At 53.5% G+C, this 16,305-nt stretch carries 10 protein-coding genes, 1 tRNA gene and 1 pseudogene; 5 read left to right on the top strand and 7 right to left on the bottom strand.

Annotated features, from left to right (window positions below):
* Window positions 1-87: 87 nt before the first annotated feature.
* The 5 genes from lnt to miaB form a co-directional block, all read right to left on the bottom strand.
* On the bottom strand, window positions 88-1,626 hold the full coding sequence (lnt, locus tag AACU94_RS14175) for an apolipoprotein N-acyltransferase (RefSeq protein ID WP_135489633.1): 1,539 nt from the start codon (window positions 1,624-1,626) through the stop codon (window positions 88-90).
* A 24-nt stretch (window positions 1,627-1,650) separates the two neighbouring features.
* Window positions 1,651-2,529 carry a CNNM family magnesium/cobalt transport protein CorC gene (gene corC / locus AACU94_RS14170; protein WP_001278605.1) on the bottom strand — a complete coding sequence of 293 codons (879 nt, stop codon included), beginning with the start codon at window positions 2,527-2,529 and terminating at the stop codon, window positions 1,651-1,653.
* Window positions 2,530-2,618: 89 nt separating this feature from the next.
* Window positions 2,619-3,086, bottom strand: a complete 468-nt coding sequence (ybeY, locus tag AACU94_RS14165) for an rRNA maturation RNase YbeY (protein WP_000084469.1) — start codon at window positions 3,084-3,086, stop codon at window positions 2,619-2,621.
* Window positions 3,083-4,123: a PhoH family protein gene (locus AACU94_RS14160; protein ID WP_001018040.1), complete on the bottom strand. Its 1,041-nt coding sequence runs from the start codon at window positions 4,121-4,123 to the stop codon at window positions 3,083-3,085. Before AACU94_RS14160 ends, ybeY begins: the two co-directional genes overlap by 4 nt.
* 327 nt (window positions 4,124-4,450) lie before the next feature.
* Entirely contained in the window at window positions 4,451-5,875 is a 1,425-nt protein-coding gene (gene miaB, locus AACU94_RS14155; RefSeq protein ID WP_000162740.1) for a tRNA (N6-isopentenyl adenosine(37)-C2)-methylthiotransferase MiaB, read from the bottom strand.
* Window positions 5,876-6,020: 145 nt separating this feature from the next.
* On the opposite strand from miaB, the gene ubiF reads away from it, so the two are divergent.
* Window positions 6,021-7,196, top strand: a complete 1,176-nt coding sequence (ubiF, locus tag AACU94_RS14150; RefSeq protein WP_135489632.1) for a 3-demethoxyubiquinol 3-hydroxylase — start codon at window positions 6,021-6,023, stop codon at window positions 7,194-7,196.
* Window positions 7,197-7,349: 153 nt separating this feature from the next.
* Here the strand turns inward: ubiF and AACU94_RS14145 are convergent.
* Window positions 7,350-7,424 (bottom strand) — tRNA-Gln (locus tag AACU94_RS14145).
* A 38-nt stretch (window positions 7,425-7,462) separates the two neighbouring features.
* Between AACU94_RS14145 and AACU94_RS14140 the strand changes: the two are divergent.
* The 3 genes and pseudogenes from AACU94_RS14140 to rluA form a co-directional block, all read left to right on the top strand.
* Window positions 7,463-8,986: pseudogene (locus AACU94_RS14140) on the top strand (DNA polymerase II); the annotation flags it as partial.
* A gap of 163 nt (window positions 8,987-9,149) precedes the next feature.
* Window positions 9,150-12,056, top strand: a complete 2,907-nt coding sequence (gene rapA / locus AACU94_RS14135; RefSeq protein WP_001117011.1) for an RNA polymerase-associated protein RapA — start codon at window positions 9,150-9,152, stop codon at window positions 12,054-12,056.
* Window positions 12,057-12,067: 11 nt separating this feature from the next.
* On the top strand, window positions 12,068-12,727 hold the full coding sequence (gene rluA, locus AACU94_RS14130) for a bifunctional tRNA pseudouridine(32) synthase/23S rRNA pseudouridine(746) synthase RluA (RefSeq protein WP_135489631.1): 660 nt from the start codon (window positions 12,068-12,070) through the stop codon (window positions 12,725-12,727).
* Window positions 12,728-12,844: 117 nt separating this feature from the next.
* Here the strand turns inward: rluA and djlA are convergent, their stop codons facing one another.
* Complete coding sequence (djlA, locus tag AACU94_RS14125; protein WP_130204881.1) at window positions 12,845-13,660, bottom strand: co-chaperone DjlA; 816 nt, start codon at window positions 13,658-13,660, stop codon at window positions 12,845-12,847.
* Between the two features lie 254 nt (window positions 13,661-13,914).
* Between djlA and lptD the strand changes: the two genes are divergently transcribed.
* Entirely contained in the window at window positions 13,915-16,272 is a 2,358-nt protein-coding gene (lptD, locus tag AACU94_RS14120; RefSeq protein WP_130217452.1) for an LPS assembly protein LptD, read from the top strand.
* Window positions 16,273-16,305: the final 33 nt, after the last annotated feature.

Below are 16,305 nucleotides of genomic sequence, written 5' to 3'. Positions count from 1 at the left end.
GAAAGTACGCTTCATCCTATAAAATCACGTAAATTCAACATGTTGCAAAAATCGCGTAGGCCTGATAAGCGTAGCGCATCAGGCACATTAACGTTTACGTGCTCGCAGACTCATCAACACAGCGGCAAAACTAAACAGTGCCGTCAGCACCCACAGCGGCCAGTTGCCGGTACGTGCGTACGGTGTGAGTCCGGTGGTTGGCGTCACGTTAGTGGTTAACACCTCGCGGGTGAACTGCGGGATCATCGCCTGAATCTCACCCTGCGGACCAATCACCGCCGTAATGCCGTTGTTGGTGCTGCGCAACAGTGGGCGCGCCAGCTCCAGCGCACGCATTCGCGCCATCTGGAAGTGCTGCCAAGGACCAATAGACTTACCAAACCACGCATCGTTGGAGATAGTCAGCAGATAGTCGGTATCCGGGCGGAAGTTATCGCGCACTTGCTCGCCAAGAATGATCTCATAGCAAATGGCCGCAGTAAGCTCAATACCATTTACCGATAGCGGTGGCTGGATATATGGCCCACGGCTGAACGACGACATCGGCAGATCAAAGAACGGTGCTAACGGACGCAGAATCGACTCCAGCGGGACAAACTCGCCAAACGGCACCAGATGGTTTTTGTTATAGCGATCGGCTGATTCATAGCTGTACGGTGCGCCTTTACCCAGTGTGATGATGGTGTTGTAGGTATCGTAGCGGTTCTGCTTATTGAGACGCGCGTCGACAATCCCGGTTACCAGCGAGCTACCTTTATCGCGCAACTCACCGTCCAGTGCTTTGAGGAACGGTTGCTGATTAATTTCCAGATCGGTTATTGCCGACTCCGGCCAGATAATCAACGATGATTTGCCCATCAGCGGTGCCGTTGCGTTGTAGTAAATCTTCAGCGTATTAAGAAGCTGACTTTCATCCCACTTCAGCGATTGCGGAATATCGCCCTGAACCATCGAAACCTGAATGGTTTTCTCCGGTTGCGGGGTAAACCACTGGATGTAACGCAGCGGGAAGGGAAGGGCAAACAGTACGACGGCCACCACCAGCGGACGCCAGTTGCGTTTGACTAACGCCAGTGCCAGCAGGCCGCTAACCATCATCAGCAGGAAGTTAATGGCTTCCACGCCCATTATCGGTGCCAGCCCTTTTAACGGGCCATCAATCTGGCTATAGCCGAACTGTAACCACGGGAAGCCAGTCAGCACCCAACCGCGCAGAAACTCGGTCACTTGCCAGAGAGCAGGGGCGGCAATCGCCACGCGCAGCCAGGTGGTTTTCGGCCACAGACGCGACAGCACGCCAGCAAACAGTCCAGTATACAGCGACAAATACGCCGCCAGCAGTACCACCAGGAAGATGTTAACCGGGCCAGGCATTCCGCCAAAGGTCGCGATACTGACATAGACCCAGTTGATACCGCTGCCAAAGAGGCCAAATCCCCAGCAAATGCCAATAGCGGCAGACTGGAGTGGACGGCGGTTAAAGGTCAACGCCTGAAGCCCCATCAGCGAAATAATCGCCGCAGGCCAGACGTCGTAAGGAGAGAAGGCCAGCGTTCCGCAGGCACCGAATAATAACGCCAGCAGCAGGCGAATGCGCTGGCGTTCAATTAATGAGGCAAAAGCCATGTAGTTATCTATCCAGTTTCGGTTTTATTCATCCAGCTTCGGCTGGGGTGAGTCATCCGGGATTTTGACATGAACCTGAATAATACGCCGACTGTCGGCCATCGCCACTTTGAACTGGTAACCGTCGATGTCGATGGTTTCGCCACGCGCCGGAAGATGCCCAAATGCCTGCATCACCAGACCACCGATAGTGTCGACCTCTTCATCGCTAAAGTGGGTGCCGAACGCTTCGTTGAAGTCTTCAATGGAAGCCAGTGCGCGCACGGTCCAGGTATGACGACTCAGCTGACGGAAGTCGATATCATCTTCTTCGTCATACTCGTCTTCAATCTCACCAACAATCAGTTCCAGGATGTCTTCAATGGTCACCAGACCGGAAACCCCACCGAATTCGTCAATGACGATCGCCATGTGGTAACGCTGAGAGCGAAACTCTTTCAGCATCCGGTCTACGCGCTTACTTTCAGGAACGACAACCGCCTGACGTAACACTTTGTCCATGCTGAAGGCTTCAGCATCGCTGCGCATAAACGGCAGCAAGTCTTTCGCCATCAGAATCCCTTCAATGTGATCTTTGTCTTCGCTAATCACCGGGAAACGTGAGTGGGCGGACTCGATGATGACATCAAGGCATTCGTCCAGCGTCTGGTTGCGTTTCAGGGTAATCATCTGGGAGCGGGGGATCATGATGTCGCGGACGCGTTGGTCTGCGATGTCCATCACTCCTTCGAGCATATCGCGCGTATCTTCGTCGATAAGGTCGTTCTGCCCGGAATCACGGATCAGCGCCAGCAGTTCGTCACGGTTTTTCGGTTCACCGTGGAAAAGTTGGCTGAGTAACAGGGAGAAAAATCCCTTCTTGTTGCTTATCGTGTCACTACTGTGTGAATTGTCGTCGCTCATGGCGTCGTATGGGTTCTCATGTTAGTTAATCAAAACGCCGTCGTTAATCACCAACGGCGGGGACGTCTGCCAGTCAAATGCCTGGCAAATTATTCTTTCTCGGCAATGTACGGATCCTCATAGCCCAGAGCAAGCATAATCTCTGTTTCGAGGGCTTCCATTTCTTCTGCTTCGTCATCTTCGATGTGATCGTAACCTAACAAATGCAGACTACCGTGCACCACCATATGCGCCCAGTGCGCCTCCAGTGGTTTGCCTTGCTCCTGTGCTTCCTTCTCAACCACCTGACGGCAGATAACCAGATCGCCCAGTAGCGACATCTCCATGCCAGGCGGCACTTCAAACGGGAAGGAGAGCACGTTGGTCGGCTTATCCTTACCGCGATAGGTCAGATTCAGACTGTGGCTTTCGGCGGTATCGACCACGCGAATAGTCACTTCCGATTCTTCCTGAAACTGCGGGATCACCGCATTCAGCCATGTTTGAAACTGGCTCTCTTCCGGTAACCCGGAATTATCTTCACATGCCAGTTGTAAATCGAGGATCACCTGACTCATTTTTGTTCCTGTTCTTCGCGCTTGCGTTCTGCCGCCAGCGCCGCTTTACGTTTTTGTTCGGCTTCTTCCCAGGCTTCATAAGCGTTAACGATACGCGCCACCACCGGGTGACGAACCACGTCTTCGCTGTGGAAGAAGTTAAAGCTGATCTCTTCGACATCGGCCAGCACTTCGATGGCATGACGCAAACCAGACTTAGTATTACGCGGCAGATCGATCTGTGTGACGTCGCCGGTGATAACCGCTTTTGAGTTAAAACCGATACGGGTCAGGAACATCTTCATCTGTTCGATGGTGGTGTTCTGGCTTTCATCAAGAATGATAAACGCGTCGTTCAGCGTACGACCACGCATATAGGCCAGCGGTGCGACTTCAATAACGTTGCGCTCAATCAGTTTCTCGACTTTCTCAAAGCCCAGCATTTCAAACAGCGCGTCGTACAGTGGGCGCAGATACGGGTCTACTTTCTGGCTTAAATCACCAGGCAGGAAGCCCAGCTTCTCACCGGCTTCTACTGCCGGACGAGTCAGCAAAATACGGCGAATTTCCTGACGCTCCAGGGCATCAACAGCCGCAGCCACTGCCAGGTAGGTTTTACCTGTACCCGCCGGGCCAACGCCGAAGGTGATGTCATGGTCGAGAATATTGGCGATGTACTGCGCCTGGTTTGGCGTGCGCGGCTTAATTACGCCGCGTTTGGTTTTGATATTGACCGCTTTGCCGTACTCCGGCACGCTCTCCGCGCTTTGCTCCAGTACCCGCGCTTCTTTAATCGCAAGGTGGATCTGTTCCGGTTCGATATCCTGAATCTGACCGCGCATCGGGGCGGTATCGACATACAGGCTGCGAAGAATGTCTGCCGCGGCGGTGACGCAAATCGGGCGGCCGGTCAGTTTAAAGTGGTTATCGCGGCGATTGATTTCGATGCCGAGACGGCGTTCGAGCTGCTTGATGTTGTCATCAAACGGGCCGCACAGGCTCAACAGACGCGCATTGTCTGCTGGCTCCAGGGTGATTTCGCGAGTGTCTATGTTCAAACCGTTCCTCTTATCTGTATGCCGCCGGAAGCTGAACATTCACCGGCCTATAAGGAAATTATTCACGCCACAGGAAAAAGGCGCAAGCATTGCGATAAAGATGGGGATAAAGAGAGAAAAAACAAGGCCCACCGGAACGGCGGGCCAGTGATTATTGACGAAGTGCGTGTTGTTCATGCCGGATGCGGCGTAAACGCCTTGTCCGGCCTACAAATTCATGCGAATTCAATATATTGCTGGAATCATGTAGGCCTGATAAGCGTAGCGCATCAGGCAATTTGCGTTTGACGTCAGTCTCAAAACTTACCAGACCGGCGGGCCTGAGAATTACGGCTGATAATAACCCACGCCAAGGTCGTTTTCTTTGCGAGTACGGGCAATCACCGATTCCGGAGTTTCTGCCACGCGCAGACCCATTTCATCTTCAGTACGCACCACTTTACCGCGCAGAGAGTTCGGGTAGACGTCGGTAATTTCTACATCGACGAATTTACCGATCATATCCGGCGTGCCCTCGAAGTTGACCACGCGGTTATTTTCAGTACGACCGGAAAGCTCCATGATGCTCTTACGCGATGTACCTTCTACCAGAATACGCTGGGTGGTGCCGAGCATCCGGCGGCTCCATGCCATCGCTTGCTGATTGATACGTTCTTGCAGAATATACAGACGCTGCTTCTTCTCTTCTTCCGGAACATCATCAACCATATCGGCGGCTGGCGTACCCGGACGTGCAGAGAAGATAAAGCTGTAGCTCATGTCGAAATTGACGTCGGCAATCAGCTTCATCGTTTTCTCGAAGTCTTCGGTGGTTTCGCCAGGGAAGCCAACGATGAAATCAGAACTGATCTGAATATCCGGACGCGCCGCACGCAGTTTACGGATGATCGCTTTGTACTCCAGCGCCGTATGGGTACGGCCCATTAGGTTCAGAATGCGATCGGAACCGCTCTGTACCGGCAGGTGCAGGAAGCTCACCAGCTCCGGCGTGTCGCGGTACACTTCGATGATATCGTCGGTGAATTCGATCGGATGGCTGGTGGTAAAGCGAATACGATCGATCCCGTCGATCGCAGCAACCAGACGCAGCAGATCGGCAAACGATCCGGTGGTGCCGTCGTAGTTTTCACCACGCCAGGCGTTCACGTTCTGACCGAGCAGGTTGACTTCACGCACGCCCTGAGCCGCAAGCTGGGCAATCTCAAACAGAATATCGTCAGACGGACGGCTTACCTCTTCACCACGGGTGTAAGGCACCACGCAGTAGGTGCAATATTTATTGCAGCCTTCCATGATGGAGACAAACGCGGTCGGCCCTTCGGCGCGCGGTTCCGGCAGACGGTCGAACTTCTCGATTTCCGGGAAGCTGATATCTACAACCGGGCTGCGGTCGCCGCGCACGGAGTTGATCATCTCCGGCAGACGGTGCAGCGTTTGCGGCCCAAAAATAATATCGACATAGTGGGCGCGCTGGCGAATGTGCTCGCCTTCTTGCGATGCCACGCAGCCGCCGACGCCGATAATCAGGTCTGGATTCTTCTCTTTTAACAGTTTCCAGCGACCCAACTGATGGAAGACTTTTTCCTGAGCCTTCTCGCGGATTGAGCAGGTGTTCAGCAGCAGCACATCCGCTTCTTCCGCCACGTCGGTCAGTTGATAGCCGTGGGTGGCATCCAGCAGATCGGCCATCTTCGATGAATCGTACTCGTTCATCTGACAGCCCCAGGTTTTAATATGGAGTTTTTTGGTCATCGACTTGCTCTTGCGAAATAGTAGCCAGGAATGCAGGGCGCATAGTGTAATGCTTTGCTGCCGTTGTGACCAGTATGAGCGTTATCAGCCCTTGGGGGTAAAAATCCTGTAAACTTAAAGCATATTGCTAACAGGATGATTGACCATGACAAATCAACCAACGGAAATTGCCATTGTCGGCGGAGGAATGGTCGGCGGCGCGCTGGCTCTGGGGCTGGCACAGCACGGATTTGCGGTAACGGTAATCGAGCACGCAGAACCTGCGCCGTTTATCGCTGACAGCAAGCCGGACGTGCGTATTTCAGCGATCAGCGCCGCGTCGGTGTCTCTGCTTAAAGGTTTAGGCGTCTGGGATGCGGTACAGGCTATGCGTTGCCATCCTTATCGCAGACTGGAAACGTGGGAGTGGGAAACGGCGCATGTGGTGTTTGACGCAGCCGAATTAAAGCTGCCTCTGCTGGGCTATATGGTGGAAAACACTGTTCTGCAACAGGCGCTGTGGCAGGCGCTGGAAGCGCATCCGAACGTGACGTTACGTGTACCAACCTCGCTGATTTCGCTGCATCGCCATAATGATCTTCAGGAGCTGGAACTGAAGGGCGGTGAAACGATCCGCGCGAAGCTGGTGATTGGTGCCGACGGCGCAAATTCGCAGGTGCGGCAGATGGCGGGAATTGGCGTTCATGCCTGGCAGTATGCGCAGTCGTGTATGTTGATTAGCGTACAGTGTGAGAACGATCCCGGCGACAGCACCTGGCAGCAATTTACCCCGGACGGACCGCGTGCGTTTCTGCCATTGTTTGATAACTGGGCATCGCTGGTGTGGTATGACTCTCCGGCGCGCATTCGCCAGTTGCAGAATATGAATATGGCGCAGTTACAGGCGGAAATCGCGAAGCATTTCCCGTCGCGTCTTGGGTACGTGACGCCGCTTGCCGCAGGTGCTTTTCCGCTGACGCGTCGCCATGCGTTGCAGTATGTGCAGCCGGGGCTGGCGCTGGTGGGCGATGCCGCGCATACCATCCATCCGCTGGCGGGGCAGGGGGTGAATCTTGGTTATCGTGATGTCGATGCCCTGATTGATGTTCTGGTCAACGCCCGCAGCTATGGCGAAGCGTGGGCCAGTTATCCTGTGCTCAAGCGTTACCAGATGCGACGCATGGCGGATAACTTCATTATGCAGAGCGGTATGGATCTGTTTTATGCCGGATTCAGCAATAATCTGCCACCACTGCGTTTTGTGCGTAATCTCGGATTAATGGCGGCGGAGCGTGCTGGCGTGTTGAAACGTCAGGCGCTGAAATATGCGTTAGGGTTGTAGCCTTACAACATTGCCGGAAGCATGCCAACCGTAGGTCGGATAAGACGCGCCAGCGTCGCATCCGACTTTGAAGGATAAGACGTGTCAGCATCACATTCGGCATTGAATATACGCAGAAAAGCAAAAAGCTCGCCGAAGCGAGCTTTTTTAATGTGGCTGGGGTACGAGGATTCGAACCTCGGAATGCCGGAATCAGAATCCGGTGCCTTACCGCTTGGCGATACCCCAACTGGGTGCACTTACAAAGTAAGCGTCTTGAATAAATTGGCTGGGGTACGCTGAAATCCGCGTTCTGGAATTTCTCTTCATTCTCACTGGAAACTGTCGCTCAGGAGCTATTAGGCGAAGGAAAATCTATCGATAACCCGTGGGATCGGATGGACGAAATTGACCGCCGTTTCGCCGAAGATAAGCCCGCACTGGCGACTTATAACCTGAAAGATTGCGAGCTGGTGACGCAGATTTTCCATAAAACTGAAATCATGCCGTTTTTGCTCGAACGAGCGACGGTGAACGGCCTGCCGGTGGATCGGCACGGGGGGTCGGTGGCGGCGTTTGGTCATCTCTATTTTCCCCGTATGCACCGCGCTGGTTATGTCGCGCCTAATCTCGGCGAAGTGCCGCCACACGCCAGCCCTGGCGGCTACGTGATGGATTCGCGGCCAGGGCTTTATGATTCGGTGCTGGTGCTGGACTACAAAAGCCTGTACCCGTCGATCATCCGCACCTTTCTGATTGATCCCGTCGGGCTGGTAGAAGGCATGGCGCAGCCTGATCCAGAGCACAGCACCGAAGGTTTTCTCGATGCATGGTTCTCGCGGGAAAAACATTGCCTGCCGGAGATTGTGACTAACATCTGGCACGGGCGCGATGAAGCCAAACGTCAGGGCAACAAGCCGCTGTCGCAGGCGCTGAAGATCATCATGAATGCCTTTTATGGCGTGCTTGGCACCACTGCCTGCCGCTTCTTCGATCCGCGCCTGGCGTCATCGATCACCATGCGTGGTCATCAGATCATGCGGCAAACCAAAGCATTGATTGAAGCGCAGGGCTACGACGTGATCTACGGCGATACCGACTCAACGTTTGTTTGGCTGAAAGGCGCACTTTCGGAAGAAGAGGCGGCGAAAATCGGTCGTGCACTGGTGCAGCACGTTAACGCCTGGTGGGCGGAAACGCTGCAAAAACAACGGCTGACCAGCGCATTAGAACTGGAGTATGAAACCCATTTCTGCCGTTTTCTGATGCCAACCATTCGCGGAGCCGATACCGGCAGTAAAAAGCGTTATGCCGGACTGATTCAGGAGGGTGACAAACAGCGGATGGTGTTTAAAGGGCTGGAAACCGTGCGCACCGACTGGACGCCGCTGGCCCAGCAGTTTCAGCAGGAACTTTACCTGCGCATCTTCCGCAACGAGCCATATCAGGAATACGTACGCGAAACCATCGACAAACTGATGGCGGGTGAACTGGATGCCCAACTGGTTTACCGTAAACGGCTGCGCCGTCCGCTGAGCGAATATCAGCGTAATGTACCGCCACATGTACGCGCTGCACGCCTTGCCGATGAAGAAAACCAAACACGCGGTCGCCCCTTGCAATACCAGAACCGTGGCACCATTAAGTACGTATGGACCACCAACGGCCCGGAGCCGCTGGACTATCAACGTTCACCGCTGGATTACGAACACTATCTGACCCGCCAGCTTCAACCTGTGGCGGAAGGAATACTCCCCTTTATTGAGGATAATTTTGCTACACTTATGACCGGGCAACTTGGGCTATTTTGAGCAAAAAAAGAGTTCGTCAGATACCATTTTGATGCGTGACGAATGCCTTGCCATCCAGTACCATAGCGCCCTTTCCATTCCTGGACCTGAATAACACCACTACCACATTAGCCTGGTAGCGGGTAGTTATTGCCTGCAATTAAAGATATAGAGCCAAACACATATGCCTTTTACACTTGGTCAACGCTGGATCAGCGATACAGAAAGCGAATTAGGACTTGGAACCGTTGTCGCGGTGGATGCGCGAACTGTCACATTACTTTTCCCATCTACTGGTGAAAACCGTCTGTACGCACGCAGTGATTCCCCCGTGACCCGCGTGATGTTCAACCCTGGTGATACCATTACCAGCCATGACGGCTGGCAGATGCAAGTCGAAGAAGTAAAAGAAGAAAATGGCTTGCTGACCTATATCGGTACTCGCCTGGATACTGAAGAGTCCGGCGTGGCCCTGCGTGAAGTTTTCCTTGATAGCAAACTGGTGTTCAGCAAACCGCAGGACCGTCTGTTTGCCGGGCAGATTGACCGTATGGACCGCTTTGCACTGCGTTATCGCGCGCGTAAGTATTCCAGCGAACAGTTCCGTATGCCGTACAGCGGCCTGCGCGGTCAGCGTACCAGTCTGATCCCGCACCAGCTCAACATCGCTCATGATGTTGGTCGCCGCCACGCGCCGCGCGTTCTGCTGGCTGACGAAGTGGGGTTAGGGAAAACCATTGAAGCCGGGATGATCCTGCATCAGCAGTTGCTCTCTGGCGCTGCTGAACGTGTGCTGATTATCGTACCGGAAACTTTACAGCATCAGTGGCTGGTGGAAATGCTGCGCCGTTTCAACCTGCGCTTTGCGCTGTTTGATGATGAGCGTTATGCCGAAGCTCAGCACGATGCTTACAACCCGTTCGACACCGAACAGCTGGTGATTTGCTCGCTGGATTTTGCCCGTCGTAGCAAACAGCGTCTGGAACACCTCTGTGAAGCCGAGTGGGACCTGCTGGTGGTCGATGAAGCGCATCACCTGGTGTGGAGCGAAGACGCGCCGAGCCGCGAATATCAGGCTATTGAACAACTGGCAGAGCACGTGCCGGGCGTTCTGCTGCTGACCGCAACCCCGGAACAGCTGGGTATGGAAAGCCACTTCGCCCGTCTGCGTCTGCTGGACCCGAACCGTTTCCACGATTTCGCGCAGTTCGTTGAAGAGCAGAAAAATTATCGTCCGGTTGCGGACGCCGTTGCCATGCTGCTGGCAGGTAACAAACTGAGCAATGACGAACTGAACATGCTTGGCGAGATGATCGGCGAGCAGGATATTGAGCCGCTGTTGCAAGCAGCAAACAGCGACAGCGAAGATGCCCAGAGCGCCCGTCAGGAACTGGTTTCGATGCTGATGGATCGCCACGGCACCAGCCGCGTGCTGTTCCGTAACACGCGTAACGGTGTGAAAGGCTTCCCGAAACGCGAGCTGCACACTATTAAGCTGCCGCTGCCGACGCAGTATCAGACCGCTATTAAAGTCTCCGGCATTATGGGCGCACGCAAAAGTGCTGAAGATCGCGCTCGCGATATGCTCTACCCGGAGCGTATTTATCAGGAATTTGAAGGCGATAACGCCACCTGGTGGAACTTCGATCCGCGCGTTGAATGGCTGATGGGCTACCTGACCAGCCATCGTTCTCAGAAAGTGCTGGTGATCTGCGCCAAAGCTGCCACTGCGCTGCAACTGGAGCAAGTACTGCGCGAACGTGAAGGTATTCGCGCCGCGGTGTTCCACGAAGGCATGTCGATTATCGAACGTGACCGCGCTGCCGCCTGGTTTGCCGAAGAAGACACCGGCGCTCAGGTACTGCTGTGCTCGGAAATCGGTTCTGAAGGGCGTAACTTCCAGTTCGCCAGCCACATGGTAATGTTCGATCTGCCGTTCAACCCGGATCTGCTGGAGCAGCGTATTGGTCGTCTGGATCGTATCGGTCAGGCGCACGATATTCAGATCCATGTGCCTTATCTGGAAAAAACCGCTCAGTCAGTGCTGGTGCGCTGGTATCACGAAGGTCTGGATGCGTTCGAGCACACCTGCCCGACCGGACGCACTATTTACGATAGCGTATACAACGATCTGATTAACTATCTGGCTTCACCGGATCAAACCGAAGGCTTTGACGATCTGATCAAAAACTGCCGCGAGCAGCATGAAGCGCTGAAAGCACAGCTGGAACAGGGTCGTGACCGCCTGCTGGAAATCCATTCCAACGGTGGCGAAAAAGCCCAGGCGCTGGCAGAAAGCATTGAAGAGCAGGATGACGATACCAACCTGATCGCCTTCGCCATGAACCTGTTCGATATTATCGGTATCAATCAGGACGATCGCGGCGACAACATGATCGTGCTGACGCCGTCCGATCATATGCTGGTGCCGGACTTCCCTGGCCTGTCGGAAGACGGTATTACCATAACCTTCGACCGTGAAGTGGCGCTGGCGCGTGAAGATGCACAGTTTATTACCTGGGAGCATCCGCTGATCCGCAACGGTCTGGATCTGATCCTCTCTGGCGATACCGGTAGCAGCACGATTTCACTGTTGAAAAACAAAGCATTGCCGGTAGGTACACTGTTGGTAGAGCTGATTTACGTGGTTGAAGCCCAGGCGCCGAAGCAGTTGCAGCTTAACCGCTTCCTGCCGCCGACGCCGGTACGTATGCTGCTGGATAAAAACGGCAACAACCTGGCAGCGCAGGTGGAGTTTGAAACCTTTAACCGTCAGCTTAACGCGGTGAACCGCCACACCGGCAGCAAACTGGTTAACGCCGTGCAGCAGGATGTTCACGCTATCCTCCAGTTGGGTGAAGCGCAGATCGAGAAATCTGCCCGTGCATTGATTGATGCAGCGCGTAACGAAGCCGACGAAAAACTGTCTGCCGAACTGTCTCGTCTGGAAGCGCTGCGTGCGGTGAACCCGAACATTCGTGACGACGAACTGACCGCCATTGAGAGCAACCGTCAGCAGGTAATGGAAAGCCTGGATCAGGCAGGCTGGCGTCTGGATGCCCTGCGTTTGATCGTTGTAACGCATCAGTAACGGAGCCTAAAATGGGGATGGAAAACTACAATCCACCGCAGGAACCCTGGTTGGTTATCCTGTATCAGGATGACCACATTATGGTGGTCAATAAGCCGAGCGGTTTGTTGTCTGTGCCAGGTCGTCTGGAAGCGCACAAAGACAGTGTGATGACGCGCATTCAGCGTGATTATCCGCAGGCAGAATCGGTGCATCGTCTGGATATGGCTACCAGCGGCGTGATTGTAGTAGCGCTGACCAAAGCCGCGGAGCGGGAGTTAAAACGCCAGTTCCGCGAGCGCGAGCCGAAAAAGCAGTATGTGGCCCGCGTCTGGGGGCATCCATCCCCCGCAGAAGGTCTGGTGGATCTACCGCTGATTTGCGACTGGCCAAACCGCCCGAAACAGAAAGTCTGTTACGAAACGGGCAAGCCTGCGCAGACGGAATATGAAGTGGTGGAGTATGCGGCGGATAACACGGCAAGAGTGGTGTTAAAACCGATTACCGGGCGTTCGCATCAATTGCGTGTGCATATGCTGGCGCTGGGTCATCCGATTCTCGGCGATCGTTTTTATGCATCACCAGAAGCGAGAGCAATGGCACCGCGTTTGTTGCTGCATGCGGAGATGCTGACGATTACCCATCCGGCGTATGGCAATAGTATGACGTTTAAAGCACCAGCGGATTTTTAATCGTCACGCTGGCGAAGTTCGGTAGGCCGGAGAAGGCGTTCACGCCGCATCCGGCAATTTTGCGCCGATTGCCTGATGCGACGCGGGCCGCGTCTTATCAGGCCTACACTTTGAAACTTATTTAAATCCTTTCTGCTGCTTTATCAGTTCATACGCCTGCTGAATTTCCTGTGCTTTCTGCTTCGCCATCTCCATCATCTCAGGCGGTAAACCTTTCGCCACCAGCTTATCCGGATGGTGTTCACTCATCAGCTTACGGTAGGCGCGTTTAATGGTGGTCGCCTCATCCGTTGGCTTCACGCCCAGCACATTACAGGCATCTTCCAGCGTCGGGCCACGCTGCGCTTGCTGCCAGTTACCACCGCCGGACTGCTGCTGATAACCGCCGCCAAACTGTGCACCGCCCTGCATCATGCGCAAAAACTGGTCAAACTGGGCGCGAGAGATGCCTAATTCTTCAGCAATGACATACAGCACCGCTCGCTCATTCGGATGCAGCGAACCATCAGCAAATGCCGCCTGAATCTGGATCTCCAGAAACATACGAATTAAATCAAAACGCCCGAAGCAGACACTGCGGAACTGACGCATCTTTTCGCGCAGTGGGTAATTGTCTGATTTTCCCACCCGGAACGCATTTTGCGCCGCAGTACGGGAAGCACCATGAAGATTCATTCGCTCCATCAGCTGGCTGGCGATATGAATATCAGCCTCGGTAACGCGACCTTTGGATTTGGTTAAATGCCCCATCACTTCAAAAGTGGTGGCAAAAAACAGCGCCTGACGCTCGCGCTGGTTGGCGAACCACGCCATCTTGCGGCTACGGGCTTTATCAAACATATGGCCAATTAACAGGCCTAACACTACGCCCCAAAAGCCGCCGCCCATCAGTAAGGCCACGGCCACGCCAATGATTTTTCCCCAATACTGCATATATTCCCCAAATGGACTTACGGAAACCAGCGCTATCTCCCACAATATAAAGGTGCTTTTACCGTTTTCCGGCTACGGTCAATTGTGGGACATCGCCTATAATTTGCATTATCATACCTGTCATTCAATGCCGTGCCTAACACCACAGACGCTATTCGGACAGGATTAACACTAGCGTAGAGATGACGAGTACGTTAGTCTCTGACCGTTTGTCACGCGCAACGTTACCGATGATGGAACAATAAAATCAACGTATGAAAAAACGTATCCCCACTCTCCTGGCCACCATGATTGCCACCGCCCTTTATAGTCAACAGGGACTGGCAGCCGACCTCGCCTCACAGTGCATGTTGGGCGTGCCAAGCTATGACCGTCCTCTGGTACAGGGCGATACCAATGACCTACCCGTGACGATTAATGCTGACCATGCAAAGGGGAACTACCCCGATGACGCCGTGTTTAGCGGCAGCGTGGATATCATGCAGGGTAACAGCCGTCTGCAGGCCGATGAAGTACAGCTTCATCAAAAAGAGGCGCCAGGACAACCGGAGCCGATACGTACCGTCGATGCGCTCGGTAATGTCCATTACGACGATAACCAGGTGATCCTCAAAGGGCCAAAAGGCTGGACGAATCTGAACACCAAAGACACCAACGTCTGGGAAGGTGATTATCAGATGGTGGGGCGTCAGGGGCGCGGTAAAGCAGACCTGATGAAACAGCGTGGCGAAAACCGCTACACCATTCTGGATAACGGTTCTTTTACCTCCTGTCTGCCAGGTTCTGATACCTGGAGCGTGGTGGGTAGCGAAATTATTCATGACCGCGAAGAACAAGTCGCGGAGATCTGGAACGCCCGTTTTAAAGTGGGTCCGGTTCCGATCTTTTACAGCCCCTATTTACAGTTGCCGGTGGGTGACAAACGCCGTTCTGGTTTCTTGATCCCGAACGCCAAGTACACCACCACCAACTACTTTGAGTTCTACCTGCCGTATTACTGGAACATCGCGCCAAATATGGATGCCACCATCACGCCGCATTATATGCATCGTCGTGGCAACATTATGTGGGAAAACGAATTCCGTTATCTCACCCAGGCCGGCGCAGGCTTGATGGAACTGGACTATCTGCCTTCGGATAAAGTCTATGAAGATGAACATCCAGAAGATAGCAATTCACGCCGTTGGTTGTTCTACTGGCAACACTCTGGAGTGATGGACCAGGTTTGGCGCTTTAACATCGACTACACCAAAGTCAGCGACCCGACCTATTTCAATGATTTTGATAATAAATATGGTTCCAGTACCGATGGTTACGCCACGCAAAAATTCAGCGTGGGCTATGCGGTGCAGAACTTTGACGCCACGCTTTCGACTAAACAATTCCAGGTTTTTGATGATACCAGTGGCAACAGCTATGCCGCTGAACCACAGTTAGACGTCAACTACTACCATAACGATCTCGGCCCATTTGATACCCGAGTTTATGGTCAGGCAGTGCATTTTGTTAATACAAACAGCAATATGCCGGAGGCTACCCGCGTTCATCTGGAGCCGACGATCAACCTGCCGTTATCTAACACCTGGGGCAGTATCAATACCGAAGCGAAGCTACTGGCTACCCATTATCAGCAGACCAATCTCGACTGGTATAACAGCAACCCACAAAACAATAAGTTGGCAGATTCTGTTAACCGCGTAATGCCGCAATTTAAAGTTGACGGCAAAATGGTCTTCGAACGTGATATGGAAATGCTGGCGCCGGGTTACACCCAGACGCTGGAGCCGCGCGCACAATACCTGTATGTGCCGTATCGCGATCAGAGCGACATCTATAACTACGACTCCTCCTTGCTGCAATCCGACTACTCGGGCCTGTTCCGGGACCGGACTTATGGCGGTCTTGACCGTATTGCTTCCGCGAACCAGGTCACGACCGGTATCACAACTCGCGTATATGATGATGCAGCCGTTGAACGTTTTAATATTTCCGTTGGTCAAATCTACTATTTCACGGAGTCTCGCACCGGCGATGACAACATAACATGGGAGAATGACGACAAAACGGGCTCACTGGTATGGGCAGGCGATACCTACTGGCGCATCTCCGAACGCTGGGGATTGCGTGGCGGTATTCAGTACGATACACGTCTTGATAACGTAGCCACCAGTAACACCAGCATTGAATACCGTCGGGATGAAGACCGTCTGGTACAGCTGAACTATCGCTACGCCAGCCCGGAATATATTCAGGCTACACTGCCTAAATACTATTCCACTGCCGAGCAGTATAAGAATGGCATTTCGCAGGTGGGTGCAGTCGCTAGCTGGCCAATCGCCGATCGTTGGTCGATTGTCGGGGCGTACTACTACGACACCAACGCGAACAAACAAGCCGACTCAATGTTAGGTGTGCAATACAGCTCCTGCTGCTATGCGATTCGCGTCGGTTATGAGCGTAAGCTGAACGGTTGGGATAACGATAAACAACATGCGATATATGACAACGCAATCGGCTTTAACATCGAACTTCGTGGCCTGAGTTCCAACTACGGTCTGGGTACGCAAGAGATGCTGCGTTCGAACATTCTGCCGTATCAAAACTCTTTGTGATTTGTTGATTTACCACGTAATCCGCAGTGCGGT

This window comes from Escherichia sp. E4702 (assembly GCF_963883545.1).
Classification (GTDB): Bacteria; Pseudomonadota; Gammaproteobacteria; order Enterobacterales; family Enterobacteriaceae; genus Escherichia.
The sequence above is the reverse complement of the archived record's forward strand: the minus strand, read 5'-3'. Positions and strand labels throughout refer to the sequence as shown.